Genomic DNA, 17,084 nt, shown 5'->3' with positions numbered 1-17,084 from the left:
TGCATCCTTTCAATCAGCGTAACCACCTTGCGGACTAGGAGAGTCGAGTTCTTCCCCACCGTCAGGGCGCGAGGAGAACTCTCCCGGCCCGAGCGTAGGACTCGACGGCTCGGCCGAGTCGGGCCTTACGCTCGGCGCGTAGCCCCGGTATCTGGTTGAAGGTATAGCATCGCGGCGAAGCACCGACGATGGTCTAGGCAGAGCTCTCAGACGGGACCGGGTTTGGCGCCGGAGCCGCACTGCCCAGACTCAATCCGCGGCGGCGAGGGGGCGTTCTCGACTCAGATGGAGGGTGATGGGAATGGTGTGCCCGGACACATGGCAGGGCGGGGATCAAATGGTCCGGCCGAGTCCGGCCAGCGCGGAGCCGGGGATCCCGGAACGGAGTAGTGGTAGGCACCGGTCGATGTCGGAGAGCAAGCCTCCGCCGCCGGTTGGCCATAAGGACCGATCCGCCACGGCCACACCGAAATACGCGCACCCGGGCTCTTCCCAGGTGGGGTCGACCACGATACCGTCCGGGCTCACGCACCATGCGTGCTGGACAGGCAAGATGTGGAACGCGAAACCCTCGGTGTAGACCAGGCCCAGTTCGGGGTGGGATTCCGCGGTGTGTGCGGCGTTGCGGTAGCAGAACCCGTCCGGCATCTTGGGCACCTGCGGTGGTCGCGAGCGCGCAGTGAAGAACCTCCCGTGCTGCAGCAGAAGGTGGTAGGCGGATCGGAACTGCCATTCCGGGCGACCGTGAGCGGACTGGTCGACGATTTCGGCATTCATCCGGACGTAGTCGACGACGCAGTCCTCGAATACCCGATCCGGTTGCGGAACATTAGGGCTCATGCCTTGGTCGCGGATCGTCGATCCCGTAGACGGTGACATCCGGCCGATCGCGGATTCGCACTCGAGGGCATGCGGTAGACCGTAATCCGTTCACGACTGTCCGCCAACGCTTTCCTGCGCCGACGGCACGTTCCAGTTCAGAGGTTGCGGCAATATCGCCCCTGCCGGAATGGCGGGCGCCAGGTCGGCAGTCGCGCATCGAGTAGATTGGGGTGCTAGCTGGGGAAGAAAGCCAGTTGTTCCGCGATCCGCGCACGCGCGCAGGATCGGACCGTCCGTGGGCGTCCTGTGGCGACATAGGCGAGGGCTTCGACGATGTCAGCCGCAGCGGCCGGATTGGGCAGGTCTAAGACCGCGCGGACGCGGGCCGGGTTTGGTCGGGTCAGGCCCATCGCCGCAGCGACGACCGCGGGGTCGATGCCGAATTCGAGCATTCGGGAGTCAAAAGGTGTAGCACAGGATGCCCAAGGACAATCGCGGCGATCCGGATTCGCGGCCGATGTCACTGACGAGGCGGTCGATGGAGGCCCTGACGAGTCGAGTGTCGCGGCCATCGCGGGAGATGGACAGTGCACGGCGCCGGCGGCCCGAGCGGCGGAGGATGGCGCGGCGCTCGATCATCCAGCGCCGCAGTGCCTCTCGTGTGCTGGTGGCCAGCACGGTGGTCCGGACTTGGCCGTTGAGGCTGCGTACGCGCAGCACGCCCGCGTCGTCGGTGATGGTGAAGCAGTCCGTGTCGAGTAGGTGCAGCTGCGAGACGGTCAGGCCGTTGTGCAGCAGCACCCCCGATCATCGCGTCTTCGCGTGGTCCGCGTGCGGGCCGCCGCGTGTAGTAGGTCGCGCTGTTCGTCATTGTTCAGGGTCCGTGGGCTTTCCGATTTGACCTTGACCCGTGCGACCGCAGCCGGCCAGAGGCCACGCCAGCGATAGAAGACGTCGATCGCTGCGAGGGCCAGCTTGGCTGTCGAGGCTCGGCAATATGCAAGCAAGTGGTCGCGGTACGCCGTGACCGCCCGATCGCGGGCTGCTGGATTGTTGAGCGCGCCGGGGTGATGGTCGTGGTCCCGAGCCAGGCGAGCATGTCTGCGACCCGCTCGTGATAAATGTTGTCGGCGCGGTCATCTCGGCCATCCAGGTAGGCGCGGAACCGTTCCAGCAACTCACATGCCCACCTGGTGCGCGGTCCTCGCCGACGGTCGAACTCGCCGACGACCGCCATGATGCCTGCGACTGCGGTCATGATCACCTCCACGGAATTCTCACCGATCAGAACCGCAGCTGACACCGACATCTCGCGAGCTTCGAACACATGACGACGCTTAGCCCGCGCCAGCGAAAAACTGGCGCGGGCTAACCATCGCTAGATTGGGTGCAGCAGATAAGGGGTTCCCGCACAGGATGTTCGTCGACAACTCGGCCATTTCAGGTTCGACTATGCGTCCTGCGCGGGAGTTCAGTCGTCTCAGAACGGGCTGAGGTAGCTGCAGCAATCGAGCCTTTGTGCCAACTGCCACTGTGCGCTCAAGCGAGCGAACACCGCCAAGCGTGATGGCTACCCGCTACCATCGCATGGCCGCAGCGATCGTCAGGGGATATGGAGGTCCGGTATGGGCGTGCCGGGGCTGTTGGAGTCGCGGACCCGGGCGTTGTTCGACATGGTGACCCGCAGTGCGCGCGAACCGCGGAATCGCCTCGTATCCAACGGCCGAGGTGAATTGCTCGACGGGCTGGCCGACGGCGCGGTGCTGCTGCGTTTCGATGATCCCGCATGGGATCCCCAGCGCCGGGCGCAGGCGGCCGGGGAATTCGCGGCCGCGAGCGTCTATCACCTCTGGGAACGAAATCGCATCACCTATGCTGTGCACCCCGATCTTGTGGAGATCCTGGAAGGCACCTCCTCGACGTCGATTCCCGGGCCGGTGTGGAGTCAGCTGCCCCACACCGAGCCTCTCGTCCTGCTGCCCGGATCAAGGGGGCGAATCAGTCTGCGGACCAGTGAATCCTGGCGACTAGCCGGCTTTTCACCCACGGCCGCCGCGCCGATGGAGGCCTCTGCCTGGTGCACGACCACACCCGTACCGCGCTGGGGTTGCTGTTTCTGGTGCAGGTGAGCGGGCGGCGGGAATTCGACGTGGTGCGTACGACCATCGACACCGACAAACCTCTGTCCATTGATGAGATGGTCTCGGCGTCGCTGGCACGATTCCAGACCTGCGGTGGGCCGCCGCCATCAGACCCGGCGTGGACGCGATACCTGCGAACGCTGGTCAGCGCCGCGTTGACGGTGCTGCTCTACGCGTGCACTGACAACCGAGACCTCGGCAAGGTCGCGACACCCGCAGGCCGCCACACCAGCCGCAAACTCAAGCCTGGCAACGATATTCACGCACTCGGCTGGAAGTTCGGCCCGAAGCTCTATGCCGCACGGATCCGCGCAGACCGGGGCGAATTCGCCGAGGGCACCGGGCGCGAGCAACCACCCCACCAGAGATCACATTCGTTCCACACCTACTGGACCGGCCCCGGCCGGCAGGTCCCGAAACTGCGTTTCGTCCTGCCGTACTGGGTACGGCTCGACCGCGTCCCCGATCCGGCGGACATGCCGCACCGGGTCATACGCATCGAGTAATCCGTTCGGAACAACCCTGCCCACTGCATGTCGGTGAGCGAATGCGACGCGTCAGCCAACCGCACGCCCCGGCAAGGCCGCTGAAAAGCCGCGCGTTGGTACGACGATGCCGATCCGACGACCTGTGCCGACACGGACCTGTGCAGGCCTCCGAAAGCCGCCTGCGCTTCGAAGACCACTGCACTGATGCCCCATCGGCGCCACGCGCCAGCGGTTCACGGCGGCCTTTGTTGGCCGTCCTGTCCACCAGCCGCTATACCGGCCTGCAAGCGTGCGACCGCCGAGAACGGTTGCGATCCTCAGGAGTTGACCAGATGAGTGAACGGGCCCGTGTGGCGCTTCAGCGCGAGTGGCGCGACCTAGAGTTCTTCACGGTCGAGCACGTTGTTGCCCGCGAACCTGACGACGTCTCGGCGATCTCGCTGCGGCGTCCCCACCGGCCACTTGTACCCGGCCAGCACGCCGATCTACAGCGCTCTGGAATACCGCGAGCTCCATCCCAAGCGGTCCGGACTTCACCCGGCTCGCCGACGTTCCAGAGGACCTCATCCACAGCAAACCTTTCGCCGACTCATCCTTGCCACCGACCACACCCCACACCGACAACTGAAACCTTCGCCTCGCGCCCAGCAACAGACTCAGTCACCACGAAAAGAACTACAACACAACACGATAAGCGGAAACGGCATGCACCACCACGCTCGTGCTACGCTCCAGCGACGTATAACAACAGCTCTCGAATACGCGGCGACGTCATCACTGACGCAGAGGCGAGCTCGAGTCCCCTCTCGCGCACCGCCGCTACGCGGCATTTGTGTCACAAATGTCGCGTTCGGGAGCCCCCCGATCCCGCCCCTGACGCAGATGCGCCATACCGCCCTCTCCCAGCACACTTTCAGCGCTCAACACGTGCGCATGTGGGCATAAGCGCCCCTCCCGCCCGCAACCGCGACCCAGTTGAGCCACGCGAGAGATTTGCTGAAACCAGCCAGAACCACTCCCCATACCCGACCGAGTGGCCTCTTCTGAATAACGGAACGATCGCTGGTCCATCTCGGACGAAGGATCCACGTGTCGGCGTGTCTCATCGAGCACGTTTCCCCGAACCCATGCGAAGCCAGCAACCAAGGTGTAATAGCCCCACAAACGCCCCTACCCCAAGCACAGGCTGCCACCCCTCCGTTCGCCTGGAAGTAGCCGTTACCGAAACCGGGGCGCTGTTGCTGTGCCCGGGGGCGCGGCACGGTGATCGTCACCGGCAACGGGCATATCCGGCTGCCGTATCGCCGGCGCCGCCGGGTGAGCCTGTTCGTCGAGGACCGGGTGCTGCTGCTGGGGCGCTCCAGCACCGCGCGCCTGCTCGTCTATCCCCGGCCACGCTCGGCGAGCTGGTGGCGGCCGCGCTGCCGATGACCGCGGCGGTGACCGCGTGGACGCCCCGTGCCCGGGGTAGGCGCGGAGACGCTCGCCGCGGCAAAGCTGCTACTCGCCCAAATGGGGATCTCCCCAACCGACCTCGTCGCCTGGTCCACGGTGGTGCCGACCTTCGCCGAGGTGTCGGATGGAAGGGGGGTGCGGCAGAACAACAACCTTTTCATCCACCAGGCAAACGGTGGCGACCCCACTCCCCGCCGATCCGAACCCGCCGAAGGATCTTGCTCCCGGCAAACAAGAATGGTCCGGCGACACCCGGTATCGAGAACTGGGATATGAGAGCAATTCCTACGCTGAATGGTGCCCGACCATCCTGGCGCAACCACCGGCACAGTGCGGATGGGCATCCGGCAGCAACCAGCCGATGCTTCCTGGACCACCACTGGTGTCGATGTTTGGATCGACGACAAATATCAACACCTCTTGCCCAGGGAGGTCGCACCCGGCACGTACCCTATCGAAGTACGGTTCTATTGAGATCGTCAGCAAACCAACGGGCGAAGTCAAACTATCGAAACCAGGCGGCGGACAATGAGCGATGTCGATCAGGAATTGGTTCAGATGGTGCGGAAAGAATTCGGGCCAGACATCGTGTTCAAATACGCCAAGTTACCGTCGGGAGTTCTGGATCTCGAGCTTCGCTGGAGGGGACATTTTGCAGTAATTCAAGGAAAGGGCAACGAATGGGGCCTGTCGGTAGATATACCCGACGGTGCAGAGTTCATGCCACACGACCATTTCTTCGAAACATTCCATGACGCTTTGCAAGCCGCGAAGCCGATGATGCTCAACCCGAAACCACGTCTAGACACCGGTAGCACGGGAGGATTCATCAAGAACCGGCTCACCGAAACAACTGACAACTGAGCAACCGGACAGGCTCGCACATCGGCAGTTGCGGACTTTCGCGAACGCCCGGAACACCGCGGCAGTATCGGATGTTAGCGCGTCAACGATCGGGATCGCTGACCGGAGCCTGCGCAACGATCGCCGGCACTCCCGAAGGAGGTGTTCGTAGTGCGTGACAGAGAGCGCATCATCGGTGAGCTGCGAACACGGGCTCAACGGGGAGATACTCCAGCCGAAGTCGGCACCTGGTTGGTGGGCGAGCTCGGATCAGTCCACACCATCCAGCTCGCTGCGTACCTAATTCATGCTTTCGAAATCTCCTTGAAGTCTCTCAAAGAGTCGTCGAACTGGGTTGGCCTCGGGCGCAGCGGAACGATGACAGATGCTGAGCTCAATCAGCTGATAGGTCCACTGGTTCCTCGTTCCGCCGACCGAGAACTGACGCAAAACCCGGACGGCTCCTGGAGTGTGTGACGGTTCGGCAAGCGTTGGGTCGGGCGCTGGGCTCCATGTTTATGCTGGTAGCGTTCATTTTCGTGATGCTTGGCGATCTCGTCGCGCGGGCGGTGGCGGTCGGAGCGACACCGGGTGTTCCAGCGTCGGAAGCCGAGGTGGCCGCCGCTGAAACGCGGCTGGGAGTTCGCTTCGATTCCCAGTATCGCGAGTTGATGGCCATCGGCAGCGGAATCGAAGGGCTCGGGTCATGGTTCTGGTATCCCGTCGCCGAGCTCGGTGTCGGGAAACGCTGGCTGGAAAGCAAAACCTTTCTTATCGAGGAGTATTTCCACCCGCCCGATGCGCCGTTCCTCAACGAGGAGAGCTACCGCGGCGAACCGGTTCGTGGCAGGTTCCATCCGGCTCCGGCAGGACGACGGCATGTGCTGATCGGTGAGAACATCGATCTGCCTGGATCGTTGGTCACGAACTTTCCTACATCCGATCCGGCGGCCAGCAGTGATATTGCCTATTGCCGTTGGGAGCCTGAGATTTTCGGTGATGTGGCCCAAACCCTGACCCAGCTGATCGAGGAGACCGAACGCCGCAACGCCAGGGGCGACCCCGATGATCTACCACTCGAGCAGTGGGACCGCTCCGGGGCGTCGACGGCACTGATGAACCTGCGTGACGGAATCTCTGAGGAGCATGCGCTGAAGATTCGGCACGCGTTGTCGACGCGTCGGCGCCGAGAGTTCGACCAGCGACCTGTCACGGAATCGATCAGGAGGCTGCGAAAGATGATGTGGTGCGACGGAGCAGAGCCACAGTTCAGCTATACCGCTATCGAGCATGCTCTCTGGGGACCCGGCGTCCCTCACCTGCGGGCCGCGGCGACATTCCCGGAGAGTTCGGGCATGCCTGTTCGCGAGGCGATAGTCGGTGTCGTGCAGGAGAATACGGTGTGGCGGGTCGATTCCATGTCATGGGCCTGATCGACCACACCCAACACCGACAACTGATATCCGAGCCTCCCGCCCAGCAACACATGCGGGTGTCTCATCGAGCACGTTTCCCCGAACCCATGCGAAGCCAGCAACCAAGGTGTATTGGCCCCACAAACGCCCCTACCCCGAAGCACAGTCTCCGAACCCGACACCGCTACGCAGCAGTTAGTCCCGGCTGTCACTCGCGGAGTTGCCGGAAGAAGCTGCGAATGTCGTCGGTGAACAGCTCGGGGACTTCGAAGGCGGGGAAATGCCCACCCTCGGCATGGTCACGGAAGAAGGCGATGCTGTCGCCCGCGCCGAGCGCCTTGCGGACGAGCGGATCGCTGTGGAACAGCGACTGGCCCTGCGGTACCGGAGAGGACCCGCCCCAGCCGGTGTTCTCGGCGTGGGCCATTTCCCAGTAGAAGTCGGCCGCCGCGGCTTGGAGTTGCTTGCGCTCCTCGGCGTCGAGGCCGGCCGGAGCCGGGAGGTCCTCACCGATCGTGCCGAGCTGGAGACGATCGCCATGGGTGTGTGCGCCGATGACCCGGTCGGGCAGCAGGGCCGCCTCGGCGGTCCGGTCGAGGTGCCAGCCGCGCGCCGAGAGCGGGCTCGAGAACGCGAAGCCCGGCAGGGACGGGATCACCAAGTGGAACGCGTCGGCAGGGTCGCCGCCATGGGCTCGCGGATCGGTCAAAGGCCCGCTCGCTGTGCGGAATTCGACGAACGATGTCGGATAGCTGTGGTTGAGCAACAACGGGGTCGCGCCCGGCTCGGGTGAGCGGAGGTGGACGAAATGGATTGTCTGGCCGTCGATCTCGGTCACGAAATGTGGGAGCGTATTCAACTCGGTTTCGTGCGCACGCCAGTCGAACCCATCGGCCCAGTAGGAGGCCAGGTCGCGCAGGTAGTCCGGGGCTATCCCATGGTCCCATTGCGCGCCGGTGCCGGGCACCGGGTACGGCGAGCGGGTCCGGGACAGTCGGTCACGCAGATCATCGAGCTCAACCTGCGGAATCCGAATCCGAAAGGGAATGATGTCAGCGTTCATGCGGATCAACCTAGATGCCGGCTAGGCCAAGATCTGTCCTAGATCATTCGCCCGCGCGTGTGCCAACCGCCACACCCGGCCGCGGTGAACCCTATCAACCGCCCCTGGTAACGCGCTCGATTCGTCTACCCGATACTGCCGGTCGGACTGCTCACCCAAGTGGGGTTTTACGCACGCGTTAATTGATGTCCATCCAACCCTCAGGTGGCAACGAAGATTTTTCGGAGGAGACCATCGAGGAACGGAGTGACTTTGGATACCAGGCGGTGCGGTGGATTGGTGCTCGCGGCGTTTGCCGCGGTGCTCTGTGTCGGTTCGATCGAGGTCGGGTCCTGTCCAGTCGCGGTCGCGGACGAACCCAGCAGCGAGATGGCGACCGACCGGGATCTGGAGAATGCGAAACAAGAGTTGCGTACAGAGATCGAGCGCGTCACCGACGAGGAGCTGAAAGCCGCGAACCTCTGTACCTCGGCGGAGGAGAAGGAGGACGGGGCGGCCGAGAAATGTGACAAGAAGCGCGAGGCCAGCGCCGAAAAGCGGCTCGACGCCATCGATCTCGACAGCGATCGCCGACCGAGTACCCACCCGCAGCCCTTCGAGATGAGGGCCGACATCGGCGTCGCGCCACCGCGGGGGTCAGCCGAAGCCGCGGCTCGCGATGTATGCGTTTACATGACCCAGTTCGGCGGAGCGTACTGCGGATCGTGCGAGAAGATTCCGAGCGAATACCTGGATTGGTGCAATGTGATAACCGGGCGGTCGTTCGGGTCGGGTACGAGCAGGCACCACGACAGCAATCTGGGCGCTTTGGAAATCGACGTAAAGGCGGCCGCCTACCTCGCCTTCGAAGAGAACAAAAAGGGCGACGCCGACGTTCGCACGAGGGCCGACAAGGCCGAGGCGTACGCGGTCCAGATGTGGGAGCAGATCGGCTGGCCGAAAGAAGGGCATGTGGGACGCTCGGACGAGTAAAGATCCATCGCGCAACTCGTCGTCTATTCGAGTTTCTCCACAACAACATCGCCCCTCATCCGCCCACGCGGGTGAGGGGCGCTTCCGGCCTGCCCTATAGCCGCACGAACCATCGAGGTATCCGATCCCGCGCACCTCGATGAGTTAGTCGATCTGCTCCGTGCGCCCGCCGGCGGCCACCGACCCGAACACCCGGAACACGACAGCGCGTGCGTTCGAATGGAACTCGAGATATGTTGCTGCACAAGCAATCATCGTCCCAGCAGCGATGCGCTGATGTTCCCCGGGCAGGGCTCTACCATCGCGAGATGGGTGACGATGTGCGCGGGAACGAGCCACTGGTAGACGGCATGTACGTCTCGCTGCGGTACCGCCGAGACTTCCACATCACCGATGCGTCGCGTCTGCTTGCTGCCGCTCGACAAGCGTATCTCGACCTTCATCCGGGCAGTGATACCCGCGAGGCGGCACAGCAGGTGAGTTGCGCTGCTGATGCACTCTTCACGATCCTCGAGCACGCGGGCATCCTGAGTGACGATGCCGGCGAACGCCTCGACCAGTATCAACCCGACGGCCTCGATCTCGCCGGCTGGAAGGCGACGGTTGTCATCGACGAGCCCTGGCCGTTGAGCAGCGATCCCCTCGGCAATTGCCTTCGCGGGGACGTGTTCGCGTTATCCCAGGCCGAAGACGACTCCTGACGGGAGCTTGTACGGGATCGCCGAAGCCCGGGCCATAGCTCACCACTGATCAGGCCGTGACGAGGTTCGGCGAGCGCTCGCGGACAGCCCGCACCGACTGCCTGCCTGGCGCGGCTCGCGCACCCGGCCCGGAAGCCCAGGGTCATCGCGGCGGCACCGCGCGCCGTCTACGTTCCGTCGGGAGCAGCGTCCGTGTGCCCGGCGCCCTTCTGCCTGTTGAGAACTTTTCTCGTCGGATTGTCGGTGACGATATTGTTGAATACCCCGTCGTTGTTGATCGACCCCTGCACGGCTTTCGGCGCCTGCGTATCCGCCGTCTGGTCCTTCTCGGTCATGCCGCACCTCCGTAGTTGGTTTTGATCAGCGTATTGCTGGTCGAATGACCATCCGTGGCAATGGATTTGTTCGGAGTACTTTCCGGCAATCGGCATGTCGATGCGTCCGGCCGGACCGCGGCAGCGGAGCGACCCGAAACCGCCGTCTAGGTCATTCTGCGTCCCGAACCAATAGCGCGATCTGGACTCGATTGGCGACACCCAGCTTGGTGAACAGATTGCCGGTGTGTGCCTTGACGGTGGCGACGGTGACCTGCAACCGGTCCGCGATCTCCGGGTTGCCCAGCCCGTCGGCGATGGCTCGCGCGGTATCGAGCTCGCGTTCGGACAGGGCGGCCAGGCGTTTTCGCGCGGCATCGCGGGAATCGCTGCGGGATTCGGCGGAACCCGGCCCGGTCGCCGCGGCGATCACCCGCGCCGTCACCGTGGGCGACAGCACGGGGTGGCCGGCCGCGACGGTGCGTACCGCGTCGACGATCCGGGCGGGTGGGGTGTCCTTGAGCACGAAGCCGAGCGCCCCGGCGCGCAGGGCGGCGAGTACCAGTTCGTCGGAGTCGAAGGTGGTCAGCATGAGTATCGCCGGCGCGGCCGGCACGGTGCGCAGGTGCCGGGTGGTGTCGACGCCGTCGCGCCCGGGCATCCGCACATCCATCAGCACCACGTCCGGCCGATGTTCGTCCACCACCTGAATCGCGGTGTCGCCATCGGCGGCCTCCGCGACGACGGTCAGATCCGGCTCGCCGTCGATGACGAGCCGCAACGCCATCCGCACCAACTGGTCGTCGTCGACGATGACCACGCGAACCAGGTCCTGTTCACTGTGCACTCAAGCTCTTTTCTCGCGGTCGTGCTCCGGCCAGGGAAGTTGCGCGGCGAGAACGTAGCCGTTGTCGGCCGTGCGATGGTGGTCGAGTGTTCCGCCGGCGAGGCTGATTCGTTCGGCGAGGCCGAGCAGCCCGAATCCGGAGGCCGGTGGCCGGGCGACCGCGGCGGCGGCCGAATTACGAACGCTGACATGCAGTTCCCTGCCGGGCGCCCCGTCCACGCTGATCTGGACCGCCGCGGCGGGGGCATGCTTCGCGGCATTGGTCAGCCCTTCCTGAACTATCCGATAACCGGTCCGTCCCAGGGTCTCGGGCGGGGTAGCGGTCACCGTCGTGGCGAGGGTGACGTCCAGGCCCGCCGACCGCGCCTCGGCCACCAGATCCGAGATCCGATCCAGGGTCGGTTGCGGCGGTTCGGGGCGGTCGGGGTCGGCGCGAAGGACGCCGAGGACGTCGCGGAGTTCTTCCAGCGCCTGGCGGGAACCGTCGGCGATCCCGCGGGTCAGCGTGCGCTTGTCCACGGCCGAGAGGTCCTCCCGGTGGTCCAGGACCCCGGCTTGCATGGCCACCAGCGAGATCCGGTGCGCCAGTACATCGTGCATTTCGCGGGCGATCCGGTTGCGTTCGGTGGCCTGTGCCTGCGCCGCCCGGGCGGCCTGTTCGCGTTCGGCGCTGTCGGCGCGGTCCCGCAGCGATCGCATTTCGGCGCGACGAGCGTCGATGGCCACGCCGGTTGCCACCGCGACCCCCGCGGTCGATACCAGCAGCGCGAGTTGCAGCCAGATCGGGGCGGGCAGGCTGGCGATCGGGTAGAGGTTTTCGCCGAACCGCGCCGCGGTCACGTAGGCGACAACGACCACCACGATCTCGACCGGCCGACGGCGAGTGGACAGCGAACACAGCGCCAGCAGCGCGGCACCGGTGGCGAGCGCCGACGCGGCCGCGGCGATCACGACCGCCAGAGCGACGAGGAACGGAAACCGCCGCCGCCACAGCAGCGCCGCCAGGCAGCCGAGGGCGATCAGCGGATCACCGGTGACGAACCAAGAACACGTATCGGCCACGCAACCCGGGGGCAGCGCCGTGGCGAGGGAGAACCAGAAGGCGACGCCGAGTACCGCTGCCGCCGCCAGCCGCCAGCTCTCCTGCCATACCCCGAGTCGGGGGGCGCTGTCGGTGTCCACCCGGTCATTATCGCGATACCGACCGGCCTCCAGCAGCCACCCAGCGGCTGAGGCGTGCTCGACCCCGGTCCAATCGCCGCTTCGACTTTCGTCGAACACGATTGCCGCCGCCGGAGCGATGTGCGGGCGGGATGGGCTCGACAGACTCGGTCAGGTACCAGCCGGACCACGAAGCCGCTGCGGACGGCTTGCCTGTGGCCGGCGCCATTTCGTCGGGAGTAGGAGCGCATGAATGGAAAACGGAACCTGAGCCTGCTGGCCGTGCTCGGTCTCGCCGGAGCACTGGTCGGGGCGCTGGTGGTGGCCGCGGAGCCGGACGAAGGTCCCGTGGCGCGGGTGTCATGGGGTGCGTGTCCGGAGGGGGTCGAAGATCCCGCGGCCGGGCCGTCCCACTTGCAATGCGCCACCGTGCCGGTGCCCTTGAATTACGGCGAGCCCGAGGGCGCGCGGATCGAGCTCATGATCTCTCGCCTGGCGAGTAAGAATCCGGACAAGCGTCGCGGAGTGTTGCTGCTCAACCCCGGCGGTCCGGGTGGACCGGGTCTGGACCAGCCCACGTTCCTGGCTGCGCACGGGCTGCCCGCCGACGTGCTGGACAGCTACGACGTGATCGGTATAGACACCCGCGGAGTCGGCCATTCGGCGCCGGTGAGTTGCGGGTTCACCGACAACCAAACGTACTTCGGCAATATCTCGCCGTACGCGGTGAACGATGCGGCGGTCACCGAGCGGGCCACGGTCGCCCAGGGGGTCGCCGAGCAGTGCGCGGCCAACGACCACGAGGGCCGGTTACGCTACGTCTCGACCGCGAATATGGCCCGTGACCTGGATCGGATCCGGGCGGCGCTGGGTGCGGACAAGGCCAGTTTTCTCGGTTACTCCTACGGCACCGCGCTGGGCGCCGCCTACGCCTCGATGTTCCCGCAACGGGCCGATCGCATCGTGCTCGACAGCAATATCGGCGACACCTATCTCGACCACGACGGGATGCGCCTCTACGGCCTCGGCATGGAACAGACGTTCCCCGACTTCGCCGCGTGGGCCGCCGCCCGCCACGACACCTACGGTCTGGGCCGCACGGTCGAAGAGGTGCGGCGGACATACCTCACCCTCGCCGAGCGACTCGACGCGAATCCGGTGGACGGTCTGGACGGCGGTCTCTTCCGGTTCGGCACCTTCTTCACGCTCTATCGCCCGGCGCTGTACAAGTCGTCGGCCGAGAGCTGGAAATCGCTGCTCGAGACCGGGCATCCCGGACCCGCGGGCGGCAGGCAGCCCGGTACCGGCGCGCCTTCGCCGAACGACAACGCCTGGTCGGTCTTTCTCGCGGTCACCTGCAACGATGTCGAATGGCCCGAGGACATCCAGACCTATCGCCGTGCCGTCGCCGAGGACCGGGAACGCTACCCGCTCTTCGGCGCGGCCGCCGCGAACGTGATGCCCTGCGCCTACTGGAAGCTCGGGCCGTCCGAGCCGCCGGTGCGGATCGACAACACCGGCCCCGCCGACGTGCTGATCGTGCAGAATCAGCGCGACCCGGTCACCCCGCTACGCGGCGGCGAGTTGCTCCACGAGAAGTTCGGTCAGCGGTCTCGGTTGGTCACCGTCGACGGAAGTGGGCACGGGGCTTATCTTCTCGGCGCCAACCCGTGCACGTCCGACGTCGTCACCAGCTACTTGGTGAAGGGCACCCTGCCGGAGCACGACACGACCTGCCCGGCAGGCTAGCCCCGGTGCGGAGGCTCGCGACCAGCGAGCCTCCTAGGCCAACTGGCGAATACCACGCGACCCGATCGCAGCGGAATGCCCGTGAGCCGAAACATGCTGTGGCGCAATAACAGAGCGCTAACCGGCGCGCGGGTGGGACGGTTTCATGACGCTGTCCCACCACGACTCCAGGCGACTCGGTTCGGGCCAGCGCACCACTACCGTGTCCTCCGGATCGGTTGTGGCCGTGTGGTTTCGCTGGACTATCCGAGTGTGCGCATCGCGATGGGGACGGCGGGTGAGGTCAGGCGTGGTCACGTAATCTCCGATCTTCAACTATGCGCCCGGGCGAGCTCGTTCGCGCGGGAACGAACGACCGTCTGGGCGCAGCGATCAACGGACGATCAACCGGCTCGTTCCATTCCGGCATCGGCCCGTCTCGCAGGTGTGGCAGTCGTCCCCGTGGCGCGGGCGTCGAGCCGGTGCTCGGGGTGGTACAGCAGCGCGGCCAGGATCCCCATGGCCACGAGCGCCGGCAGAACTAACAGGACGACCGGGGGCGCCCCTAGTGCGGCGAGGATGACCAAACTGGTGAGCAGGACCAGAACGTAGTGATGTGTGTGCAACAGTGCCATCGGTTTCCTTGGTCTCGGTACGACGTCGGGGGTCGGTGGCGGGATGATCTGGACGCGACGTGGTCACGGCCCGGGCGTACGGGTGAACCCGGTCGGCTTCGGGTCCGCGACCGCGGTCGACGGCGGTGAATACCACGGGCCGGCCGGCGTCGAGGGCTTTGTAACCGGGCACTTGAATGCTCGTGTATTCGACGAACACCGGACCGGTGTGGTCGTCGGGTTCGATGAAGCCGAACCCTTTCTCGGCGTTGAACCAGGCCACGACGCCGTGGCGCCAGTACGGGCGCTCGGCGGCCGGGGCGGCGAGGTCAGTAGGCGAAGGGATAGTCGTCATCGGGCATCGGAATGATCAGGGATTGTTCGATTCGGTCGACGGTGTCGGCGGGATCTACTGCGGCACGGAGGTTTTCCGCCGCCGGGGCCAATGCCGCGGTATCCATGCCGATGTCGTAGTCGGCACTGTCGACGAAGCTGGACTGTTCGGCGTAGTCGGCATCGTCCCGGAAAGGGATCGTGGTCATGGTCAACCTCCCGGTGTCGGGTCGGGGCGGGGTGGGCCACCGGGCCCACCCCGCAGACTGGAAGAGTGACGTGACAATCGACAGATTCGCGTCGGCGGCGATCCACCCGGTCGTGCCACAGGAGTGGCGGTTACGGGTTCCTCGACCGCACGATGGTGCCGGGCGTATCGGCATCACCGCCAACGCTTTTCATTCCACCGAGTCGGATACGGGCATCACCTCGCTTCTTTCGGAATGGATTCGGCCATCGGTTTCCGGGACAGCGCGGCGGAGGTCCGCGCTGAGTAGCCCGCCCGGTACCAGGGCGCCGGCCACGCAATCGCTGGTAGTACTGCGACCGCACGGGGCAACTCGGCGTTCGAGGTCCCGGCACCGGGACCGGGGCGGATCCGGCCGCTGCGGCCGCGCGCAGGATCTGCTCGACCTCGGCGAACAACGGCTCCAGGTCGGGGTCGAGCATCAGCAGCCGTGGACTGAGGCAGTCCGATGATCCGGCGCGCGTGATGTTTTCGGTCATGACGCCGCCTCCTGAACAGAAGCGCCGCTGCGGGTCAGGCGTTGATCGCCTGATGCTTTCCGTTGCGGTGTCCGATTTCGATCTTGCGTGGCTTGGCCTGCTCCGCGACCGGAATCACCAGGCGCAACACACCATCGGTGTAGTCGGCGCGAATGTGGTCGGTATCGAGCCCCTCGCCCAGGAACAGCTGGCGGCTGAAGACTCCGCGCGGGCGCTCCGCGGCGATCATCGACCGCCCCGAATCCAGCTCCGGCCGAGCCGCTTTCACGGTCACCACATTGCGTTCGATGTCCAGGTCCAGCGATGCCGGGTCGATACCGGGCAGGTCGAGTTCCACCAGGAACTGATCACCGTCACGCCAGGCGTCCATAGGCATCGTCGCGGGCCGAGCCGCAGTGCCGAACACCTGCTGCGTGAAACGGTCCAGATCACGGAACGGATCGGTACGCATCAGCATGGTCGTCACCTCCAACACACTCCATTCTCTCCTTGTCGGACCAGATAATCTGTGCCATCCGGCATAGATATGTTTTAGCACTCTCCACGCGCGAGTGCAAGCATCCGAATCCGCGACTTTTCGTGTCACGTGCCCGGCGGAACCACGCCGCCCGAGTCCGACCGGAGGCCGGTCGGCGCCCGCGCCCCGTGCCGCGTCGTAGGCCCGCGCTCGTCGAGATAGCCACTCCCGCTGGACATTCGACGCCCTGTCCCGTTGCAGGCGGATCCCGCTGCCGGGCGGGCGATTCGCGGGCAGGCCCACCGACGGCACAACGACCGCCCGTGGCACAGTGAGCCGGGACGACCCGAGCGAGGAGGAACCGACAATGAACGGACGCACCCCCAGTCAGTGGGAGCAGCTCACCGCTGCCGACCCCGGACATTCGACGTTCTATGTGGAGCGGTTCCGGGCACTGGCGGCCGACGGCACGGATATTTTCGGGGAGGCGCGGCTGGTCGACGCGATGCTCGAGCGCGGAAGCCGGGTCCTGGACGCGGGGTGCGGCCCGGGACGGGTGGGTGGCTATCTGCACCGCGTCGGCCATGTCGTGGTCGGGGTCGACGTCGACCCGGTGTTGATCGCCGCGGCCGAGCAGGACTATCCGGGTCCGACCTGGATCGTCGGCGACCTCGCCGAGCTGGACCTGCCGAGCCGCGACATCGCCGCCGGCTTCGATGTGATCGTGTGCGCGGGCAACGTCATGACCTTCGTGGCGCCCACCACCCGGCACGCGGTACTGGCCGGGTTCGCTCGCCATCTCGCCCCGGCCGGTCGGGTGGTGGTCGGGTTCGGCGCCGACCGTGGTTACGAATTCGCACAGTTCCTGATCGACGCCGAGGCCGCCGGGCTCACGGTGGATTCGCGACTTTCGACGTGGGACCTGCGCCCGTTCACCGACGAGTCCGACTTCCTGGTGGCGGTGTTCTCCCGTCGCGAGGGCCGGCCGTAGCGATGACTACCCG

At 65.5% G+C, this 17,084-nt stretch carries 19 protein-coding genes and 1 pseudogene; 9 read left to right on the top strand and 11 right to left on the bottom strand.

Features of this window, described 5'->3' with window-relative positions:
* Nucleotides 1–333: 333 nt before the first annotated feature.
* From ACFQ9K_RS01835 to ACFQ9K_RS01825, 3 genes are all read right to left on the bottom strand, one after another.
* Nucleotides 334–840, bottom strand: a complete 507-nt coding sequence (locus tag ACFQ9K_RS01835) for a hypothetical protein (RefSeq protein ID WP_378715827.1) — start codon at nt 838–840, stop codon at nt 334–336.
* Nucleotides 841–1,055: 215 nt separating this feature from the next.
* Nucleotides 1,056–1,274 (bottom strand): hypothetical protein, encoded by a 219-nt coding sequence (locus ACFQ9K_RS01830; RefSeq protein WP_378715829.1) that lies wholly within the window; start codon nt 1,272–1,274, stop codon nt 1,056–1,058.
* A gap of 7 nt (nt 1,275–1,281) precedes the next feature.
* Complete coding sequence (locus ACFQ9K_RS01825; RefSeq protein WP_378715830.1) at nt 1,282–1,623, bottom strand: hypothetical protein; 342 nt, start codon at nt 1,621–1,623, stop codon at nt 1,282–1,284.
* Between the two features lie 824 nt (nt 1,624–2,447).
* Here ACFQ9K_RS01825 and ACFQ9K_RS01820 point away from each other — a divergent pair.
* The 5 genes from ACFQ9K_RS01820 (at nt 2,448) to ACFQ9K_RS01800 (ending at nt 7,182) form a co-directional block, all read left to right on the top strand.
* The gene (locus ACFQ9K_RS01820) at nt 2,448–2,951 is read left to right on the top strand and encodes a hypothetical protein (protein WP_378715832.1); all 504 of its coding nucleotides are present in this window, start codon (nt 2,448–2,450) and stop codon (nt 2,949–2,951) included.
* Nucleotides 2,900–3,469, top strand: coding sequence for a hypothetical protein (locus ACFQ9K_RS01815; RefSeq protein WP_378715833.1), 570 nt, complete (start codon nt 2,900–2,902; stop codon nt 3,467–3,469). Before ACFQ9K_RS01820 ends, ACFQ9K_RS01815 begins: the two co-directional genes overlap by 52 nt.
* Before the next feature lie 1,245 nt (nt 3,470–4,714).
* The gene (locus ACFQ9K_RS01810; RefSeq protein ID WP_378715834.1) at nt 4,715–4,882 is read left to right on the top strand and encodes a hypothetical protein; all 168 of its coding nucleotides are present in this window, start codon (nt 4,715–4,717) and stop codon (nt 4,880–4,882) included.
* 552 nt (nt 4,883–5,434) lie between these two features.
* The gene (locus tag ACFQ9K_RS01805; protein WP_378715836.1) at nt 5,435–5,770 is read left to right on the top strand and encodes a hypothetical protein; all 336 of its coding nucleotides are present in this window, start codon (nt 5,435–5,437) and stop codon (nt 5,768–5,770) included.
* Between the two features lie 452 nt (nt 5,771–6,222).
* Complete coding sequence (locus ACFQ9K_RS01800; protein ID WP_378982669.1) at nt 6,223–7,182, top strand: hypothetical protein; 960 nt, start codon at nt 6,223–6,225, stop codon at nt 7,180–7,182.
* Between the two features lie 190 nt (nt 7,183–7,372).
* Here ACFQ9K_RS01800 and ACFQ9K_RS01795 read toward each other — a convergent pair whose 3' ends face one another.
* The gene (locus tag ACFQ9K_RS01795) at nt 7,373–8,227 is read right to left on the bottom strand and encodes an epoxide hydrolase family protein (protein WP_378715840.1); all 855 of its coding nucleotides are present in this window, start codon (nt 8,225–8,227) and stop codon (nt 7,373–7,375) included.
* Between the two features lie 279 nt (nt 8,228–8,506).
* On the opposite strand from ACFQ9K_RS01795, the gene ACFQ9K_RS01790 reads away from it, so the two are divergent.
* Together ACFQ9K_RS01790 and ACFQ9K_RS01785 are read left to right on the top strand one after the other, a co-directional pair.
* Nucleotides 8,507–9,199 carry a hypothetical protein gene (locus ACFQ9K_RS01790; RefSeq protein WP_378715842.1) on the top strand — a complete coding sequence of 231 codons (693 nt, stop codon included), beginning with the start codon at nt 8,507–8,509 and terminating at the stop codon, nt 9,197–9,199.
* Nucleotides 9,200–9,507: 308 nt separating this feature from the next.
* The gene (locus tag ACFQ9K_RS01785) at nt 9,508–9,900 is read left to right on the top strand and encodes a hypothetical protein (RefSeq protein ID WP_378715844.1); all 393 of its coding nucleotides are present in this window, start codon (nt 9,508–9,510) and stop codon (nt 9,898–9,900) included.
* A 167-nt stretch (nt 9,901–10,067) separates the two neighbouring features.
* Here ACFQ9K_RS01785 and ACFQ9K_RS01780 read toward each other — a convergent pair whose 3' ends face one another.
* The 3 genes from ACFQ9K_RS01780 to ACFQ9K_RS01770 form a co-directional block, all read right to left on the bottom strand.
* Nucleotides 10,068–10,235 carry a hypothetical protein gene (locus ACFQ9K_RS01780; protein WP_378715845.1) on the bottom strand — a complete coding sequence of 56 codons (168 nt, stop codon included), beginning with the start codon at nt 10,233–10,235 and terminating at the stop codon, nt 10,068–10,070.
* 151 nt (nt 10,236–10,386) lie between these two features.
* Nucleotides 10,387–11,061 (bottom strand): response regulator, encoded by a 675-nt coding sequence (locus tag ACFQ9K_RS01775; protein ID WP_378715847.1) that lies wholly within the window; start codon nt 11,059–11,061, stop codon nt 10,387–10,389.
* A complete protein-coding gene (locus ACFQ9K_RS01770) occupies nt 11,062–12,243 on the bottom strand; it encodes a sensor histidine kinase (RefSeq protein ID WP_378715849.1) in 1,182 nt (393 codons plus the stop codon).
* Between the two features lie 228 nt (nt 12,244–12,471).
* Here ACFQ9K_RS01770 and ACFQ9K_RS01765 point away from each other — a divergent pair, with 228 nt between their 5' ends.
* The gene (locus ACFQ9K_RS01765; RefSeq protein WP_378715851.1) at nt 12,472–13,971 is read left to right on the top strand and encodes an alpha/beta hydrolase; all 1,500 of its coding nucleotides are present in this window, start codon (nt 12,472–12,474) and stop codon (nt 13,969–13,971) included.
* A 383-nt stretch (nt 13,972–14,354) separates the two neighbouring features.
* Here the strand turns inward: ACFQ9K_RS01765 and ACFQ9K_RS01760 are convergent, their stop codons facing one another.
* The 4 genes and pseudogenes from ACFQ9K_RS01760 to ACFQ9K_RS01745 all read right to left on the bottom strand — a co-directional run bounded on the left by ACFQ9K_RS01760 (nt 14,355) and on the right by ACFQ9K_RS01745 (nt 16,080).
* On the bottom strand, nt 14,355–14,585 hold the full coding sequence (locus ACFQ9K_RS01760; protein ID WP_378715858.1) for a hypothetical protein: 231 nt from the start codon (nt 14,583–14,585) through the stop codon (nt 14,355–14,357).
* 85 nt (nt 14,586–14,670) lie between these two features.
* A pseudogene (locus tag ACFQ9K_RS01755) lies at nt 14,671–14,847 on the bottom strand (cold shock domain-containing protein); the annotation flags it as partial.
* Between the two features lie 46 nt (nt 14,848–14,893).
* The gene (locus tag ACFQ9K_RS01750) at nt 14,894–15,106 is read right to left on the bottom strand and encodes a hypothetical protein (protein ID WP_378715852.1); all 213 of its coding nucleotides are present in this window, start codon (nt 15,104–15,106) and stop codon (nt 14,894–14,896) included.
* 551 nt (nt 15,107–15,657) lie between these two features.
* On the bottom strand, nt 15,658–16,080 hold the full coding sequence (locus tag ACFQ9K_RS01745) for an Hsp20/alpha crystallin family protein (RefSeq protein WP_378721022.1): 423 nt from the start codon (nt 16,078–16,080) through the stop codon (nt 15,658–15,660).
* Between the two features lie 367 nt (nt 16,081–16,447).
* On the opposite strand from ACFQ9K_RS01745, the gene ACFQ9K_RS01740 reads away from it, so the two are divergent.
* Nucleotides 16,448–17,071: a class I SAM-dependent methyltransferase gene (locus ACFQ9K_RS01740; RefSeq protein ID WP_378721021.1), complete on the top strand. Its 624-nt coding sequence runs from the start codon at nt 16,448–16,450 to the stop codon at nt 17,069–17,071.
* Nucleotides 17,072–17,084: the final 13 nt, after the last annotated feature.

The organism is Nocardia sp. NPDC056564 (assembly GCF_042793755.1).
Lineage (GTDB): Bacteria > Actinomycetota > Actinomycetes > Mycobacteriales > Mycobacteriaceae > Nocardia.
This window is presented reverse-complemented; position numbering and strand designations above follow the sequence as displayed.